This is a genomic window from Anaerococcus sp. NML200574, assembly GCF_026131665.1.
In the GTDB taxonomy this organism is placed as follows: domain Bacteria; phylum Bacillota; class Clostridia; order Tissierellales; family Peptoniphilaceae; genus Anaerococcus; species Anaerococcus kampingae.
Window position 1 is genome coordinate 79,575 of record NZ_JAMXSM010000001.1, and the last position, 18,640, is coordinate 98,214.

Genomic DNA, 18,640 nt, shown 5'->3' on the forward strand with positions numbered 1-18,640 from the left:
TATTTGGTCCTGTAGTAGGCTTAAGCTCTAGAAGATTTATAATGGGAAGATTATCCATAAGGGGTAAAAATAAAATCTGATGCCAGCAACAACTCCCATTTCGAGCTTTGCGAGAAATCTCATAGTTTCGTATATGAGGTATTCTGTACTTACATCGGCATTAGCTTTATCCCATATCCATAAAGCCCCCAACAAAAAACTGACCCCGTCTGGCAGGCACCAGACTTGGGTCAGTAAAAATATTTTTTTATTTCAGACTATCAATTGTTTCCAATTTCTAATCCTTTGTTTTTCTTCCTAGAGTAGTAATATCCGGCTAGTACCATGAAGAACAATCCGATAGCTGTGAAAATTGCTGTTCCCACACTCTTTGTGAATGGGTATTCGGCTTTTTTATTTTCTACTTGGATTGGATTTTTTGAATCATGGTCTGCATAGATTGGTTTATTCTCAGCTAGAGCTTTGACATCTAGCTTATCTCTAATACTATCATCTTCTGACAAGTCGTCAAAGATTAATTCAAATAGCTGATCTGCTATGCCTGTTTTATTATTTTCATCAAGCTTACCAGTAAATTCCATTACAATTGCATCTGTTGTTGTAATTGATTCATCTGTCGTGTCTGTCGAACCAAGCATATCCTTTAGTCCATATCTTGAACCTGTGATTTTGTTAACTGTAGTGAATGAAATTGCATCTACTTTCTTGTAGTCATCTTTTGTTAACTTATCAAGCGTCTTTTTGCCATCTTTCTTGAGAATAGCTACATTGACTTCTCCACCTAGACCAAATCCACTAGAACTCTTGTACTTAGGTGTTATCTTCCAGTCATTTTCCTTGATACGGATATATGATTGGGAAGATGGAATTGTCATAGATTCATGGTTAGGGTTAATGATTATTCTTTGCTTAAATGTTTTATCCTTCATATCCACAGATATAATCTCACTTGAGATTTGTCCCTTATCGCTTGTCTTGTGACTTGCCTTCAATGGATCCTTTTCAAGAGTTTTAACCTTGCCATTTTCTAGCTTAAATTCTCTAATCTTGCCAGGAACCTTGGTATAACCATCTGGTGCCTTGGTTTCTATGAGGGCATAGTAGCCGTCTTTGGAGATAGGAAGTTTGAACTTACCATCCTTTCCAGAAGTCACTGTCATAGTTACTTCTTTGCCGTCTTTAGTGACCTTATAAGGTTGGTATTTTCCGTCTTCTTTTTCCTTATAATGAACTTCAAATTCAGCACCTTTAAGTTTGGTCTCATAGTTATTGGCATCAACTTTTTCAAACTCAATTTCCTTGTAGTTGATTACATTTATTGGCTCTTTACTTACAGGTTCTGTCGCTGTTTCAGTATTCGCATCTCCTGTTATAGCACTTGCTACCGAGCCTACCATTACTCCTATTGATGCTATTAATGATTGAGGCTTTTCTGTTGGCTTTTCCTTGACAACTTGTCTTGTGATTACACCATCTTCGCCTACAGTAAATTCTTGGATATGTCCTTCTATCTTAGCGTAGCCTTCAGGGGCTTCGGTTTCTATTAGGGCATATTTACCTGGTTCTAATTTTTCATAATGAACTAGACCTTTATCGTCAGAAGAATTTTCTGAACCAGTAACTTCAATCCATTTACCTTTGTCTTCGTAGTACTTTTCAAGTTTGAACTCAGCTCCTGGTAGAATCTTTCCTTCTTGGTCAATCTTCTTGAAGATTATTTCATTCTTAGGGTTGATTGCTTCTATTTTAAGCTCAGCACTTGCTGTAGTCTTGTTTTCAAAGATACGAACTCCATTTGTTCTTTCTACATAATATCCTACGTTATAACCTATAGTGTTTCCATAATAGTCATAAACTGGAATTTTATTAAAAAGTTGTGCATAGGTATCGAAAGATGAAATGTTATCTCCTTTAACTTTACCAGTAACCTTTAAAATTATGGAGTTTTGCGCCCCTATAGAACCGATTGATATGTTTAAATTACTATTAGCTTCTCGCTCATAAGGACCAAGCTGACCATAATTAGTTAGATTATCAGATCTTTCATTTACACCAAATGATTCTGGCATATCTCTCTTCAGATATTCATCTGTACTATAGTACTGACCTGTATTATAATTGTAAACATATTTTCCATTTTGATCTAGTCTTATAAAATCAAATTTCAAGTTGCTTACAGCTTCGCTTGGCTTGTACTTAAACGTTAGTGCTCCATCATTTTGTAGCCTTTCTCTATTGATATAGAAGTATTGAACAAATTCTCCACTTTCCCTATCAAAGCTTACTATCTTCGATGTCATATTCGCGTTGTTATATTCGTTTTTTGCCATATCAAGGTCGTAAACTACAGCAATATTATTTTTAGTAAAGTTTGTATCCTTTATCCCCATACCAACTTCTTCTTTATTACTTGAGTTTTGTACCTTATATAGGTTAATATGGGCTGTTATGGTATTTGCAAAAGCAGTCTTATTATACTGGTCGGCATAAGATGTGAAGACATAGGTTAGTGTTCCCGCTTCTTTATCATACTTAGCCTTGGCTATTGTACCTACTCCATCTGCGAATAAATCGAGATTTTGTGATTTTTCTCTCATTATTCCTTCAAGGTCGATGTTGTCAGTTAACTTGATTGTAAAGTAGTCTCCAGCTTTTATTGCTGTGTCATCTTTGATTTTGAATTCATTTTTAAATTCAAGAGCATGACCCTTGTGTGGGTGAATCTTTGAATTTTTTTCATTTTCTGTGCCATCATTTCCATCTGGTCTTAGAACTGACATAGTTGATGTCATTTCAATACTCTTAGAAATATCTCTATCTCCAACGTCGCTGTCATTGATGTATGGGTCTAGTCCCACACCACCGACTGTGAATCTCCATTTTTTACCCTTGTTTTGATATCCTTTTGGAGCTTTGGTCTCTTCTAGTTCGTATTGACCGATTGGAAGTTGGTCAAAGACTATTTTTCCATCATTACCGGTAGTTTTTGTATAAGTTCCGTCATTTTGCTTTGGATCTTCGTCTTTTTTAATATCTCTACTAATTCTAGTTAGCTTAAACTCTGCTCCTTCAAGTGAGTTATTTGCATCATCTTTCTTAGTAAGGGTTACCTCACCTTTTCCTGGGACTTCGTTGATAATCTTACCCATGTTCTTGGCAGTAGCGCTTGTTACATAGTCGACTAGTCTACCAGATTCTGGGGTGATTGGTTTACCATGTTCATCTTTGAGATCTGGAGCATATTCGAAGATACCATTACCTTCATTATACTCAAGGGTTACAACACCCCTACCTGGTGTGATTTCTCCAGTTTCTTTATTAATATCACCTTTTTCATAGGCAATTGTAAAGTGAAGTACAGGGTCTTTGATTGGTTTGTAGCCTTCTGGAGCCTTTACTTCCATCAGTCTATAACGACCTGGCTTTAGTCCCCTAAATCCGAAGTAACCGTTGAAGGCTGATGCTACAGTTGTACCTGGTATATCTTCATAGGTACCACCTGGTCCACGAACTTGGAGCTTAAAGACTGCACCTTCTAGCCTGTTGTTTGTTACCTCTTGGCTGTTGATGTCTTTTTTTGGATCCTTACGACCGTGCTTAGAGAAGGTAATGTTGAAGGTTTCTTCTTCGTTTATAAACTCAAGACCTTCCCTTGGGATTTCTTGGTGGCCCTTGGAGTTATAAAGTGGGTTAAGATCAACCCTTGTGTCTGCATGGACTTTTGGACTTCCAAGTGGTGGGTCGATAATACCAGTCTTGTAAGTTTTGCCCTTATATTTGACTTCTTTACCTACAAAGTTTTTGTATTTTGCTCCTTCATCCTTCTTGTCTGACCATGCCTCGGCTGCTTTTTCGCCTTCTTGTGATTTTACATATTTTGTAACCTCACTAGCACCGCCTTGATAGGATGCACCGTCAAAGGCTTCGTATCTTGCATTTCCATTTTCATCAAGTTTAAGTTGCTTAAAGTGTCTTTCTCCCTCATAGAAATCTACGTGAAGATCAAGCTTACCTAAGTCTTCTTGTGGGATATTGTACTTATCCTTCTTATCAGACTTACCTGTGATTATAACATCATCATAGAAGCCTTCTACGTCTACTATATAGACACCTTTTTCAAGGTTTAGTTGGTCTTCGTCAAAGCCCCAGTCAAATGGTCTCCATCTAGCTGTCTTTATCATAGACATATTATCATTTGCAAGGTCGTAAGTTCTTATAATCTTATCAAGTTCAGGGTCATTCATATTATTGAAATCTTTTGGATTTGATAACTTATAAGCTGTGAAATAAGCAGTCTTTACACCATCTTTTATAGTTTCTGGGTGTTGTCCTGCAGCATCTTTTTCTTCTCTCTTATACTTCGGTGTGATTTGAAGGTTTAGAGGCTTTGTTCCATTATAGGCTCTTGTATCTATATAGATTCTTTGGATATAGGTCTTAGATTCTGTATCTATAAAGGTTAGCCTTGACTTATACTTGATACCAGCATTATCAGCAGAATATCCTGCATTTGACTTCTTATTATCGTTTATAAAGCTTGATGGACTTGCTTCTGGTCCTTGGTATTCGGCATACATTCTACCGCCATCATCTTTGACCTCAATCTTCCAATCAGCTGTACTTTTCTTATAGCCTGTTGGGGCCGTGGTTTCTTTAAGAACGTAGTAGCCTTTTTGAAGCTTGATATCATTGCCAGCTTGGTCTTTAAATATTACATCACCCTTTTCATCAGATGTTGCTGTTAGGGTTCCAAAACCTTTGTCGATTGTTGAGTAAGTCGCATCCTCCATTTTATTAATTGTGAATGTAGCACCTGGAAGAATTTCACCACCTGGAGATCTCTTAAGAATCTTAGGATTAATACCAGCTTTTTTGTTGGTAATTTTTACTATCTCAGCTGTTTCTCCATCTGGAACAAGTATATCCTTGCCTTCTTCAGGAACAAAGCTATCAAGTGGATCCTTGGACTCTTTAAAGCTAGCTGATACACTTACATCGCCTGCTGGCATTGTAAACTTATTACCATTTACTGCAATCTCTTGCCCGTTTGAAGTTGCTGTGAACTTGTCTAGGACATATCCTACAGCAGGAGTTGCAGTTAATGTAATTTCTGCTCCTTCTGCTGCAGATTCTGGACTTGCAGAGATTGTACCACCGGTTTCTGGTTGAGTAACAGTAATCGTGTAGTTAGTAGGAGTTGAAACTTCTTCAAATTCGGCAAATACATTTACTTTTGCAGCTGGCATTTTAAAAGTATTTCCGTTAATAGCAACTTGATTTCCATTTTCATCTCTATAGTATAGAGATTTTAATTTGTAGTTTTCTTTTGGAGTAGCTGTTACTGTAATTATGTCTCCAGCATTTGCCGTTGTTGGACTTACTTCCAAAGTACCATTTTCTGGTGTGTTGTAAGATACAGAGTAACCTGTTTGTCCTGGTTTTTTTGTACCATTATAGGTTATTTGAGGTTTCATCTCTTTGATTATCTCAACACCGTTGTTACCCTTTGTTGTATCAAGGGTCTTTTTACCTGTGTCTACACCATCACTTTGCTCATACTTATAGAAGGTTCTCTTTACACCATCATGACCTTGTTCAACTCTTTGTTGACCTTCTTCTAGATTAGGGTCATCTTTGGTTTGATATTCCATTGGTATGGTTGTATCTTCGTAGCCATCTCTATAAGTTATCTTTGGTTGGCTCTTGTTGATGCCTGAAGGTCCATTTTGATAACTTTCTGCTGCCCAGTAATCTTTTCCAGAATCAGCACGATTTGGCCTGTAGTTGGCACCTAATCCTATAGCGCCAGCTTTTTGATACTCAAATTCTACTTCGACAACAAAAGGACTTTGGTAGTTATTTTGATTTAAAGTTAATTGGTTTCTCCAATATTTTAATTCGTTGTAATTTGTACTTAAATAGGAAAGTTCTCCACCTGTATATTGTATGTTATCTAAAGTAGAGTTCGTAGAAACTGGCCTTACACTTATAACATTTAACTTTACAGGGAAGTTATTTGGATTGTTTCCTTTCCCTATAAGGTGCATGTTTTGAGGTTCTGGGTGAAAGTCTAATCTGGCTTTGGTCATTTTTATATTTTCTTTGTTTACTAAAAATATTTGCCTAATTTTGCCTTCATTTTTATTTATATGAGTTATCTTAGTTTGTATTTGATTAGGTTGTCTATTCTTTGTATCTGGATTATCTGAATTAGCTGGATCAACCGCTTGCCATCCACTCGCTTGGACAGGTTGTCCTACTATTTCATCACCAATTTCTAGGCCATCTGCGAAGGTGTTTATACTTCTTGACCTAAAGTTCATAGTTGAGTTTAGGTCTGTTGGTGGGGTTGGTGAGTTTAGTAGGCTATATCCAAGGGCTCTTTCCATTAGTCCTCTATTTAAATATAGGACTGGTTTTGATGTAGGATTTGCATACATTACTGTTTGTCTTCCTGAGGCATCTGTATTTCCTACATAGGTTCTGGTGTTTTTGTCTGTAGAGCTTGATGTTGGATTTTCTAGCTTAATAGCGTCTAAGGAGTCATACCACTCTGCTCCCCAATAACCGTTATTAGCTCCATTGTACTTATTAAAGAAGTCCATACCTGTTCCTACTCCACCAGAGTTTGGGATATTGGATTCTATGGTCACTGCGTAAGTTTTATTTTGACCATATGGAATTTCAGGTGTTATCTTTAACCTCTTGTAGCCATTTTTCTCAATTACTTCAGGATTATATTTTATAGGATTACCATTTGTTGGTAGCTTATCTATATTTGATTTATATGGCACTTCTGTAATGGATAGGATTTTAGTGTTATCTAAGTCAAGATTTCTATTTTCTGGTTGGGCGTGGATTTCTATGTGTGACCCACCTAGGTATTCAGGTTGGTTATTAACTAAGAAAGTTTGCCTAAACCTGCCTGTTGCCTTATTGACTTCAGTAATCCTGCTTGCTACTTTGCTAGGATTATTGCTAGAGTTTCTATTAGGCTGGTCTGCTGATAGTTTTTGCCACTTAGCTCCTTGGTCAGGAACTGTTGATCCTGGGTTATTATCCCTGATATAGATTTTTCCATCTTTGGTTACTGTTACTGTCCAATCGGTGTTGGATTTCTCGTAACCTTGTGGGGCTCCTGATTCTGTTAGCTTATAGATACCTGGTACTAGGTTGTCAAATTTGACAATTCCGCCTGTGCCAGATTTCTTCCAAACTTCCTTGCCTAGGTCCTCATCAGTTATCTTTGGTCCTTGGAGTTTGAATGTTGCCCCTGTTATACCATCTGTTTCTTTGTCTGCGTCTACCTTTGTGAAGGAGAATTCTTGGACAATCTTTTCGTTACTAACATCTAGTGATCCTTCCGATATATAGGCTCCCTTGATGTTTCCAGCTTCACCTTTTGTTACTACAGGTTCTCCTTCTACAATTTGACTTGCACTTTCGTAGTAATCAGATTTCCAGAATAGTCCCTTATTTGTTTGAAGGTCCATTCCTGTACCTACTCCAGCGTTTTCTGATGTGTATGGTACTTTGACATCTATTACAATAGGTTTTGTAATTTGTCTATCTTTGAAATCTAAATATAGTCTGTTATCACCTGATATGACTCTTTTCTCTGTCCTAACTTCATCTGTAATATCTGTCAAACTGTAGTTTTCAAGTCTGATATCTTGTACCTTTCCATCAACAGCATTATTAAGTTCAAATATCTTGTAGACTCCATTGCCTGCATACCAATCCATGTTATTATACCAAGGTTTTTCCCTGTGAATTGATGCATGGTTAAGTGTTATTGTATCTGCTTCTGGGTTTATTACATATCTTTGGATAACATATTTGTTGTTAGGGTCTTTGGTATTTTTACCAACAATTCTTGTACCGAGTTTAAATGGTACTGGCCAGTTGTTGTAGTAACCTGTTTGTCTATTATCTCCTAGATTCCAACTATCAATTGGTCTTTTGTCAACATTTACCCATTTTGTTCCATCTTCTCCTAGGATTGACTTATTTACATCTGGGTCAGTTCCTGTTTCAGGTCCCTTTACATAGTTGTAGACTCTGGCTTTATTGTCAGAACCTATTTCTATTACCCATTTTTTGTCAAGTTTTTTGAAACCAGCTGGGGCAGATTCTTCTTCTAATAAATAAGTTCCTTTTTCAAGTTTTTTATCAAATGAAACTACACCGTTTTTATCAGATGTACCTGTGGTAACTTCTGTGTCATCAGTTGTTGTTATCTTAAATTTCGCTCCTTGGAGTGGAACATTTTCATTGTCTTTCTTATAGACTGTAAATTTTGTAGCAACTGGCTTATTTGTAACTGGTAATTCAATAGTGTCTTTTCCAACTAGGGTATCTCCTGTTGAGCCTAGACCTATTTCTATTATTGTTACATAACCGTCTATACCGACGTTTACTCTCCAAGTCTTGTCAGATTTGATATGTTCTGCCGGAGCATTTTCTTCCTTAAGAGTATAGATACCTGGCTTTAGATTAGAAAAATCAACTATACCATCTTGACCAGAAGATCTATAAATCACATTGTTGTTTTTATCTGTCAAGCTAAAGGTTGCGCCTTGTAGGGTTTTGCTCCTATCAGATTCATCAAGTTTTTTGATTTTAAAAGAACCTGGTGTGTACCTCTTGTTTATTAGTGCTACCTTTTGGCTGTAGAATTTTGGTATCTCGCCGCCTGCCTGGTCACCTGTTGCCTTATTGTAGTTGGCTCTGGTGATAAAGGATGACTTAAAGTCATTGTTTGTCATACAGAAGACTCTCCAGAGGTTGTTGAAGTTATACAAGTTATCAATCTTGAAGGTCTGCTCTATGATATAACCATCCTTGCTCTTATCATCAATTGCTGGCATCTTGATTTTTAGTGGAGCATTTTTTGTGATTACTCCCCATTCTTGGATTTGGCCTGGGTCGTAGTTTAGGGTGATTGATCCTTGTCTATCATTATTTACAGCATATCTTGGGTCAATTGCCTTTGAATATACCAAGTTGTACTTGGCAGGGTCTTGACTTGGCCTTACACCGTAGGATAGAGGCATATTTAGGTTGACTTTTTTATCAAAATTACCTGCCTTTATGGTCGTCATATATGGTGATGTACGATAAATCTTAACATCTCTTAGGGAGAAGGCTGGTTTGTTACCATTACCTTCCCATGTAAAGAAGTTCTTAGTTGCTCCCTGGTAGTTAGTTGATAGCCAGTTAAATTTAAGCTCTTTTTGGCCTGTTGTTCTAACATGAACTGGGTTGTAGTAGGCGAGTACTGCTACATACCAGTCTCCCTTATCATCTTGGTATACATCCCTAAAGTAGTAGGATTGTGGTACTTGGGCATTTTTACCATCGTAGTCGTATTGCTCGTAGTCTGCTGGTATATCCACTTTTATTTTTTGTTGACCAGTAATTCCTGTTTGACCTGGTGCTACAGTTACTGTAAATGGATAGGTTCCATCATTTTGAGCATAGTATTTAGATGGGATAATACCCTTAAGTTCAATTTTTGCCTGTGTCTTTCCTCCTATTGACTTATCGTTAAATACATAGGTCAATTTGTTGGTTGTGTAGTCAAAGTATGGATCTGCTACATCGACTCCACCTATATTTAGTTTTGGAAATTCTCCAAAGTATTGGGTAAAGTCTAAGTTTTTATCAAATTGGATAGAAAATCTTTGGCCTGGTGATGACTGTTCAAGGTCTATTGTAGCATTATACTTAAGAGACTCTAGCCTATAGGCTTCCCATACTTGTGGCCTAACACCTATATCTCCTGAGTCACCTTCGTTTATAACTAAAGATTGTTTTACAACATTTATCTTGGCAGTAGCTTCTTCTTGTGCTTGCTCTTCATCTGTTATCAAGTAGTCTTCACCATTTACTGGTGAGCCTTGCCCATCTTTAAATTTAGGCTTGTAGGTTACTTGCTTAGAATCATCTACTGTCACTTCAAATATAACGTCAGATTTGACATAGCCATCTGGTGCAGAAATTTCTTCTATGGTGTATTTTCCTTCTGGAAGTTTTCCAAAGGATGCGAGACCTGCGTTTTGGCCTTTCTCATCAGCAGCTTGTGATGTTACTGTAGAAATCACTTCGCCGTTTTCATCTTTTATTTCAAAGGTTGCTCCGACAATTGGATTATCTTTTTTGTCAATTTTTCTGATTTCTACTGGACGAGTTTCAAAGGCTTCATTTTTTACTGTAATAGTTGTACCCTTTGATGCTTGTGCTGTTGATGTTGGCATAACAGTTTGGTTTTGTAGCTTAGCGTTGTTTCCAGTCTCTTTACTAGTTAGCCAGTCATAGGTTAGGGTATTTGCACCGCCACCTAAAGGTTTTGATTTTGCTACAACTAAGAATCCCCAATCATTTGCAAATCTTTCTTTAGGCAAGGTGATCTCGTATCCAACTTGACCTGTAAATGGATCTTTAATATTTTGGGTACCCCTGATTACTCTATTATTATTAGGTGCGTTTAAGACACTTGCTCCAAGCTGATTTATTAGGTTTTGATCAACTGTCTGTTGGATCATGGCTGTTCTTACAGGACCCCTATAATAGTCAGGGATTACGTCATAGACCTTTACGTCATCTAGGTTTTGTATTTCACCACCATTTACCCTTAGGCTAAGTCTGGTGTCCCTATTTGTAGACCCACCAGATCTTGCTTCATTAGCTTTTAGGAAGATATAGGTTGTAACATTGCCATTTTTATCTTTTGTTGCATATTGCATGGCATTCATGTAGTCAGGCCAATTCGGATCTGCTACTGTTACTGTTGGATTATTTCCTACTGACAATTCGGCCTTACTACCGCTTGTAGATATTCTTCCCGCATCATCTACGCTTACAGTAGTTTTTTCTTGATTAAGCTTGTAGCCTTTTGGAGCCTTAGTTTCAAAAAGAGTGTAGGTTCCAGGGGAAATGTTCGAAAATTGTGCCTGACCGTCCTTATCTGTCACAACTTCTGCCTCACCTTGACCTAGGAGCTTAAAGTATGCTCCTGGTAGAGGATTTCCTTTTTCATCCTTTTTTATAAGGGTAAAGTTTGCAAATTTCGGTATTTTTTGTACTGTTGCCTTGTTGTGGATGTAATATCCTTTTTTGTTAAAGTCATAAAAATTATTATTTTCATAATAATTTATTGTGTTTCCACTAGAATCAGTGTTGGTTGTTGGAAAGTCTTGTTTGATTTTTATATCATTTTTAGAAAACTCACCACCATCAGAAATATTCCACACTTTTACATCTGGTATGGTTACATTTCTAGTAGCTGGGTCTGGGTTAGCTTCTTTTGATTCTTCAAATTTAGCTTCTCCGATTTCATTCCCTGATCCGTCCACTGCCTTTAATGTCATTTCAGGCATTTTTAGACCCTTATCAAGGTTCCAATTTTGTTCTACACTTACATCTTGGTATTTGGAAATAGCTACTCCTGCTAAGCTAAGGGGTTCTTTTGAATTTTGATCTTTAATTTTAGTATCGTATTGATATGCAACTATAGTACCCACAGCTTGTTTCTTTGATGGAGAGTGCTTTGCCTCTGGAAATCCATTTGAATAACCTTTAGGGGATACATCTTTCATAATACCAGTCTCAGCATCTATTTCATAAATACCAATTTTTCCATTTGCAGGGTCATTATATTTTTGATTTCCACCGAGAGTTCTTGTTTCAAGAGGTAGGCCTTCATTTACATCACCAGTTGATACTGCATCTGTTACTGTCCATCTAGCAGCATCTTCTGCTGTAAATTCACCTAGGATTGTTGTCCTGTTGTTCATACCTGCTCTTGTAGGTGTGGCATCTTTGACCTTATCTAATGGCCAGCCGTCTACTACAAATCTTTTTGCACCTACTTTAGGCTTACCTTCCTTGTCCTTCTTATTGGTAAGGATGACAGAAATATCCATCATGTACTTTTCTTGCATACCTTCGACTGGTGTGTAGAGATTGTAGGTGATTTCTCTTGTACCTGTTGGAGCATGGTGTTTGGAATCGTGGATACCAAAAGCTCCCTTAATTGGGTTGTCTTTTAAATCTACTTTTGTGTCATTGCTTTTGATATCTCCAAGCCCTGATCCTTTGACTGTAGTAAAGTTTGTCTTCAAACCCAAAGTTGCTAGGTCTGTGTCTGATGATATTCTTATAGTCCAGTTGTAACCTTGAAGTTCTCCATCTTTTACTACTGGGTTTGCATATGCATCCATGTCTACCTTGTAGTTTGAATCAGCTGCTTCGATGATTTGTGTTACATCTTTCCTGCCTGGTTCTATGATTGAACCAGCTGGATTACCATTTACATCTACCTTTTGTGGCAAAAGGTCTTTTGGTGGATTGATTAGTCCTAGGCCTGATACCTTGTTTATAACTGTAAAGTTCCCATCTTTATCAAGTTCTACATTTCCTGCATTGTAGTCTACAGGTATATTTAGCGGGAATTGGGTATTTTCTTTAATTTCCTTAACTATCTTGTATTCAATGATATTGTCTTTAGAGTTGTATTTTGGCTCTGCTATCACCTCTCCCTTATACTTGATAGGCTCAAGCTTAGTTCCCGGTTTTACTGTAAGCGCCTTGTCTAAGATAATATTAAAGAATTGTCCGGGTTGAATTGGTCCTGTCGCATTTGATGTATCAAAACGAGTTAGGATATGGAATTTCTTGCCTTCTAGGTTAAGCTTGTTTGACTCTGTACCTGCAAAGATGTGTGGTCTGAAGTTGTTGTTTCTATCTTTTGCTACTAGGGCTTCTATGGCAGCGTTGTTATTTTCCATTAATCTTGCTTGGTCGGCTCTTGAGAGTTTGTATTTTTTCTCAAAGCTGTTTAGGAGATTTTGGATTTCTTCTATGCCGTTTTTATCATCGGCGAGCGCCGCCTTTAATTCCTTGTCTGCCTTGGCTAGGTCGCTTTGACCGAATAGGTCCTTGATGCCTTCGATTAGGCCGCCCTTTTTTTCTTCATTTTTTGCAGATTCTTTTAACTTAGCTAGGTCTTCTTTATAGGCCTTTACTGCTTCTTTGCTTGTTATTTGATTAGATGGTTTAGAAGATTTGTTTTCTGTAGGAGTTTCCTTTGGTGTATCTTTCCTTTCTTCTTTTGCATCTTTCTTAGGCTCTGCTATTTTATTTTCTGCCTTATTTTCTACTTGAGCCTTTTCTTTTGTTTCTTTATCTACTGACTCTGCTTTTCTTTCCTCTTTCTTTTCTGGATAGGCATAGGTGATTATTTCATCGTAGTTTAAGTTGGCTGCCTTATTCTTTTCTTTGTTTACACCAGATAGGATTGATTCAAGATAAAATCTTAGGTCAGATTTTTCGATATTGTATTTTTCTGCTAGGGCCTTGGTGTAGTCTTTTAACTCTCTGTCTGTAATCTTTTCATCATTATATGAGTCAAGATTGCTGGCTAGTTTTTCTATAGCAGTTTCTAATTCTTGTGTAAGTTTGCCTTGGCCAGATAGTCTAGTGATTAGGCTGTCTTTGTTTAGGGCTAGGGCTGAGATTTTCTTGTCTTCTTTTTTGTCTTTTTCTATCACTTGGATTTCATTGCCGGATGAATCCTTTGCTGTGATTTGTGTTTGACTTTTATTTTCTTCTTTTTTCTCTACTTGTTTTTTCTTATCGTCTTCATTTTTTGTGGTGACCTTACTCTCTTTGTGGGTGTGGTCATCTGACTTGTCTTCCCCGCCTTCTTCATCGTCGTCGTTAGAAGTTTCTTTATTTCCTTCTATATATATAGGGTTTTTGACTTGTCTATTATTTAGGCTGTAGGATTTTGTTTTTGTGTTTTTCTTATCTACCCTTGTTGTTAGGCTTAGCTTGGCTATGTAGCCAGCTGGAATTTCAAATTCTATCTTGTTTGCAAAAGGTATTACTTGTGAGAATTCCTTTTTTAAGATGAATCCTTCTTTGGTGTTTTCAAAGTAGTCTAGGGTGATTTTTGTGTTTTTAGTATCTTGCTTGTCATCTAGCTTTAGGTCATAGGTAATCTTTTCAGATTCTCTCTTGCTATTTACTAGATAGTCTGTCCAGACTATTGTATCTGCACTCTGCAAGAAGCTTAAGAATTCGCCAGATTTGATTTCTCCCCTTAGGTTCCCGCTAGGGTCTTTGTTTAAATCTAGGCTTATGACTTCTTTGTCTTGATTTTCTTCTCTTACAGTCTCTTTGTTTGTGATGAGTCTGTAGTTTAAGTCTAGCTTATTTTCTCCATCATCTAGGCCGATTAAGGTCTCATAGGTCCTGGCATCTTTTGCCTTTCTAACATTTGCTTCCACTTCCATGATTATTTCGTCATAGGCTTTAGTGTCCACTATTAGGCTTGATATCTCTCCTTTGTTAGACCTTTCTTTGATGTCAATATCAGCTAGCTTGTTTTCAATCTTGGCCTTGGCTGATTTGACTCTAATATCTGTGATATTTGAGTTTGGATTTGGGGTAAATTTTAGGCTTAGGTCCTTATCACTTGTATCTTTGTGCTTGTTTGAGATTGTAACCTGATAGGATATCTTTTCTAAGTCATCAGCTAAGCTTGCCCTAGCTTGCAATATGTAAGCATCAGTTTCTAGCTTGTCCGTGTTGTCTGACTGTCCTGTCTGGTGTATTTCTTCATTAGGTTTTTCATTTAGGCCCATTATTGACGTGGCCTTGTCGTAGGTCTTCGTTTCTTCGCCTGCTGCTATAACCCCTGTCGGAAATGACATGGATATGGCTATGACTAGGGCGAAGGTTTTTCTAGCAAATGTGCTAAGCTTTCCTTTCATAAAACCCTCCCTTCCTTGATAAGACTTCTTGTCTATAAAAATAATTTCTAATAAATTGTTCTTTGAGTTTTATCACAAAACACTCCTTTTACATCTATATATTCCTTATATTTAAAATCATATTATCTTACACTTATTATATAATTTTTAGGCTCTTTAATCAAGGGAAAAGCGTTTATTTCAACATCTTTCACATGCCTTATTAGTTTGGTATCAGCCTAAATTTTATTGATTTTTATCTAAGTGTTTTTTTATAAGACAAAGCTAGGGATCCTCGTAAGCTACTTACTTACGAACATCCCTAGGCATAAATCTAGCTAAATTTATTTAAAAACCTGCTTGATAGAATCCATGTCTTCTTCATTTTTAAATATTTCTTAACTTATATTTTATCACATCTTAGGTGTAAAACAAAACGTATTTTATTATTATTTATTAAATAACCAATAAACATAAATTTATTTTATCATTTTTTTACAATTGACAAAGAAAAAACGGCCTTCATTTTTGAAAACCGTTTTTAAATCCTATTTATCTTTTAGAGAGTCTATGCAGTCGACAAATTTCTTAGCTATATTTTGTGGCCTGGTTATAGCTCCCCCAACTACTACTGTGAGGGCTCCTAATTCTAAAACTCTCTTGGCCTTTTCCGGTGTGTCGATGTTACCTTCTGCTATTACCGGATGGTCGCAAGCCTTGATGATTTCCCTTAGGATCTTAAAGTCATCTGCTTCTATCTTATGGCCCTTTGATTGTGGGGTGTAGCCTACCATGGTGGTGCCTATATAGTCAAAACCAAGTGAATCTGCGTGGATTGCTTCTTCGATGGTTGAGCAGTCTGCCATTAGCCTTATATTTGGGTATTTGGCTCTTATTTCCTTATAGAAAGCATCTAAGCCATCGTGGTTTGGTCTTTTGGCATTGCTGGCATCTGTAGCTATAATTTCTACACCAGAAGCCACAAGCTTGTCTATTTCATCCATGGTTGGTGTTATATAAATCTCGCTATTGTCATAATCTTTTTTGATTATACCAATTATTGGTAGGTCGACATTTTTCCTGATTTCTTCTATATCTTCTACTGTGTTGGCCCTTATACCACAGGCTCCTGCCATTTTTGCTGCTAGGGCCATCCTGCCCATTATAAATGAAGAGTGGAGGGGTTCATCTTCTAGGGCCTGGCAGGATACTATTAGACCATTTTTTAATCTATCATTAATTTCCATCGTCCTTCTCCTTTATTAGTTTTAACATTTCATTAACTGATTGCATGTAGACCTCTCCTGAGGTGAGACGTCTGTCGTAGAGTTTTTTAAAGAGTATATCTAGCATGATCATGGTAGGAAATTGGGGTGAGATTATGTTTGAATATTCTAGGTTTTGTTTGTGGGCTACTAGGATTACAAAATCAAAATACTGGTCCCATTTTTCACTATCATTTGCTACAAAAAGTACTGTCTTGCACCCCTTCTCTCCCGCTTTCTTTAGACCATCTATTACCTCTATGGACTTGCCTGAATAGGAGATGCCCATGACTAGAGAGTCTCTTTTTAGCCTTACTGAATTTAATAAGAGCATATGGGTATCTGTGATAGCTTCTGCATCTAGACCAAGCCTTATGAGTCTTTGGGCAAATTCTGTGGCCAAATAGCCTGATGAGCCTACACCGTAGATGTAAATTCTGTCGACATTTAGCATGGCTTCGGCTAGCTTTTCGTAGTCCTTATAATTATAGAGGTTGTAGGATTTAAGCAAGATTTCCCTGTAGGAATCAAATACAGGAAGACCTATGTCCTTTTTCCTCTTAAAATTGCTCTGTCTAGATGACTGGTACTTATAGACAAACTCCCTATAGCCAGAAAGGTTGAGCTTTTTGGCAAAACGGGTGAGGGCTGCCTCAGAGATAAAAAGCTTGTTTGAGACTGTCTTGCTTGTTAGGTCTGTGTCTTCTGTTTCTAGGAAATATTCTGCTATTATCTTTTCTACTTCAGTTAATTCTTCATACTTTGATTCAATTAGAGGGAGTATTGATTCATAATTTTCATTCATTTGATTTTTCAAATAGGCTGTAGGCCCCGTAAAGTCCTGATTTATTGCCTAGGGCTGTGGCCTTTATTTCTGTAGAAGCGAAGATATTTTCTGGCACTAGGGCCCTTATCTTTTCTATAATTGGGTCGAGGAATTTCTCTTTTTGCTCACTTATACCTCCACCAATTATGATCACTTCTGGGTTAACTATGAGCATGATATTAGCTATGCCCCTGGCTAGGATTTTTGTCATATCATCGACTAATTTTATAGCATCAGGGTCAGACCTATCAATGGCAGCGAATATTTCCTTACCATTATTTAGGTTTTTGTCTGGGTAAAGGGTCTTTGCCTTTTTAACTAGGGCGCTGGTTGAGGCTAGGGCTTCAAACTTGTCAGTTTCAAATGGCATGTAGCCAATTTCTCCTGCATGACCACTTGCACCCCTGTGGATTTTGCCATCTAGGATTAGGGCGCCTCCTATGCCTGTTCCTACTGTAAGGACAAAGGCTGAATCATAGCCCTTGCCAGCTCCATAGGATAGCTCGCCCATAGCTGCTGCCTTTACATCATTTTCTACTACAGCCGGGATGTTTAGAGCATCTCTTAGCTCCTTTTTCCAATCAAAACCTTTGTAGTTTTTGAAGGTTGGGCCGTGGCCTGCTATGATTCCTGTCTTGTAGTCAACCATGCCTGCTGTAGAAATGGCCACCCCTTCTACCTTGTATTCTGGATTTAGGTCTTTAATGAGTTTTAGGACATCTTCTTTGATATCAGGGGCGTTTGTGCCTGCCTTTGATGGGAAATTTGGAAGGTCTTTTTCAAAATCTTCCCCCTTAAGCATGGCCTTGATCTCTGTGCCCCCTATGTCTAGGCAAAGTACTGGCATCTTAATATTTCTCTCTTAGCTTATCTATTACATAGATATCTTTCATCTGGTATTTGTCAGCCAATTCTACTAGGCCCTTGGCAAGTTTTACCTGGTCATCTCCGTAGAAATTGATGAATGGTCTTCTAGCATATCCTGCATTTATACCTGCTTCTCTTAGGACTGCCTTGATACCTGCTACCATGTTACCACCTGCTACTAGGTAGTTTATTATCCTTACGGCATTTTTCTGAAGGTCGTAAGCTTTTTTGACTTCGTTATTAGCTATAGCCTCATTTATTTGGATGAATAAATCTGGGATTAGGTTATAAAATGATCCTACTATACCATCTACACCTATTAGTAGGTTTGAGCTTGCTAGCTCATCTGCTCCACCATAGACCATGAAGTCTTCTCCGCAAGCTTCCTTGATAGCTGGGATTTGGTAAATGTCTGAATTTGTGTATTTTACACCCTTGATATTTTCTATTTGGGATAGGTCTTTGATCATATCTGCACTCATCATCCCTGCTAGTGGGACATTGTAGATTACCATTGGAATATCAACAGCTTCTGCTATATCCTTGTAGTAGTTATAGATTTGCTCGCTATTGAATCTCCAATAAAATGGTGGGACTGATGAAATGGCTGTAGCTCCTGCTTCTTCGGCTGCTTTTGCTAGGTCGATTGATTTTTTAGTACCTATATCGCCTATGTGAACTACAACTGGCACCTTTCCCTTTGCTGCTTCTATTACAGCTTGTGATGATTTTTCCCTTTCTTCAGCACTCATCAAGAAGCCTTCTCCGGTTGATCCTGTTAAGTATAGGCCACCAATGTCAAATTTTAAAATAAATTCTGTAAATTCTTTTGTAGCTTCTAGGTCTAGGTTTTCATTTTCGTCAAATATTGATAGGGCAGCTGGTATTACTCCCCTAAAGTCTTTTAGTGTAAATTCGCTCAT

At 37.5% G+C, this 18,640-nt stretch carries 5 protein-coding genes; all 5 read right to left on the reverse strand.

What is annotated here, in order from left to right:
* Positions 1-260: 260 nt before the first annotated feature.
* The gene (locus NH286_RS00395; RefSeq protein ID WP_265235965.1) at positions 261-14,780 is read right to left on the reverse strand and encodes a SpaA isopeptide-forming pilin-related protein; all 14,520 of its coding nucleotides are present in this window, start codon (positions 14,778-14,780) and stop codon (positions 261-263) included.
* 527 nt (positions 14,781-15,307) lie between these two features.
* Positions 15,308-16,006 (reverse strand): N-acetylmannosamine-6-phosphate 2-epimerase, encoded by a 699-nt coding sequence (locus NH286_RS00400; RefSeq protein ID WP_265235967.1) that lies wholly within the window; start codon positions 16,004-16,006, stop codon positions 15,308-15,310.
* Positions 15,996-16,829, reverse strand: coding sequence for a MurR/RpiR family transcriptional regulator (locus tag NH286_RS00405; protein ID WP_106460865.1), 834 nt, complete (start codon positions 16,827-16,829; stop codon positions 15,996-15,998). The genes NH286_RS00400 and NH286_RS00405 overlap by 11 nt, the downstream gene beginning before the upstream one ends.
* The gene (locus NH286_RS00410; protein ID WP_265235969.1) at positions 16,822-17,697 is read right to left on the reverse strand and encodes an ROK family protein; all 876 of its coding nucleotides are present in this window, start codon (positions 17,695-17,697) and stop codon (positions 16,822-16,824) included. Before NH286_RS00410 ends, NH286_RS00405 begins: the two co-directional genes overlap by 8 nt.
* Before the next feature lies 1 nt (position 17,698).
* Entirely contained in the window at positions 17,699-18,640 is a 942-nt protein-coding gene (locus NH286_RS00415; RefSeq protein WP_265235971.1) for a dihydrodipicolinate synthase family protein, read from the reverse strand.

Bases quoted from the DNA above. Each gene is read 5' to 3' on its own strand.
- NH286_RS00395 (WP_265235965.1), bottom strand. From the start codon at position 14,780: ATGAAAGGAAAGCTTAGCACATTTGCTAGAAAAACCTTCGCCCTAGTC.
- NH286_RS00400 (WP_265235967.1), bottom strand. From the start codon at position 16,006: ATGGAAATTAATGATAGATTAAAAAATGGTCTAATAGTATCCTGCCAG.
- NH286_RS00405 (WP_106460865.1), bottom strand. From the start codon at position 16,829: ATGAATGAAAATTATGAATCAATACTCCCTCTAATTGAATCAAAGTAT.
- NH286_RS00410 (WP_265235969.1), bottom strand. From the start codon at position 17,697: ATGCCAGTACTTTGCCTAGACATAGGGGGCACAGAGATCAAGGCCATG.
- NH286_RS00415 (WP_265235971.1), bottom strand. From the start codon at position 18,640: ATGAGCGAATTTACACTAAAAGACTTTAGGGGAGTAATACCAGCTGCC.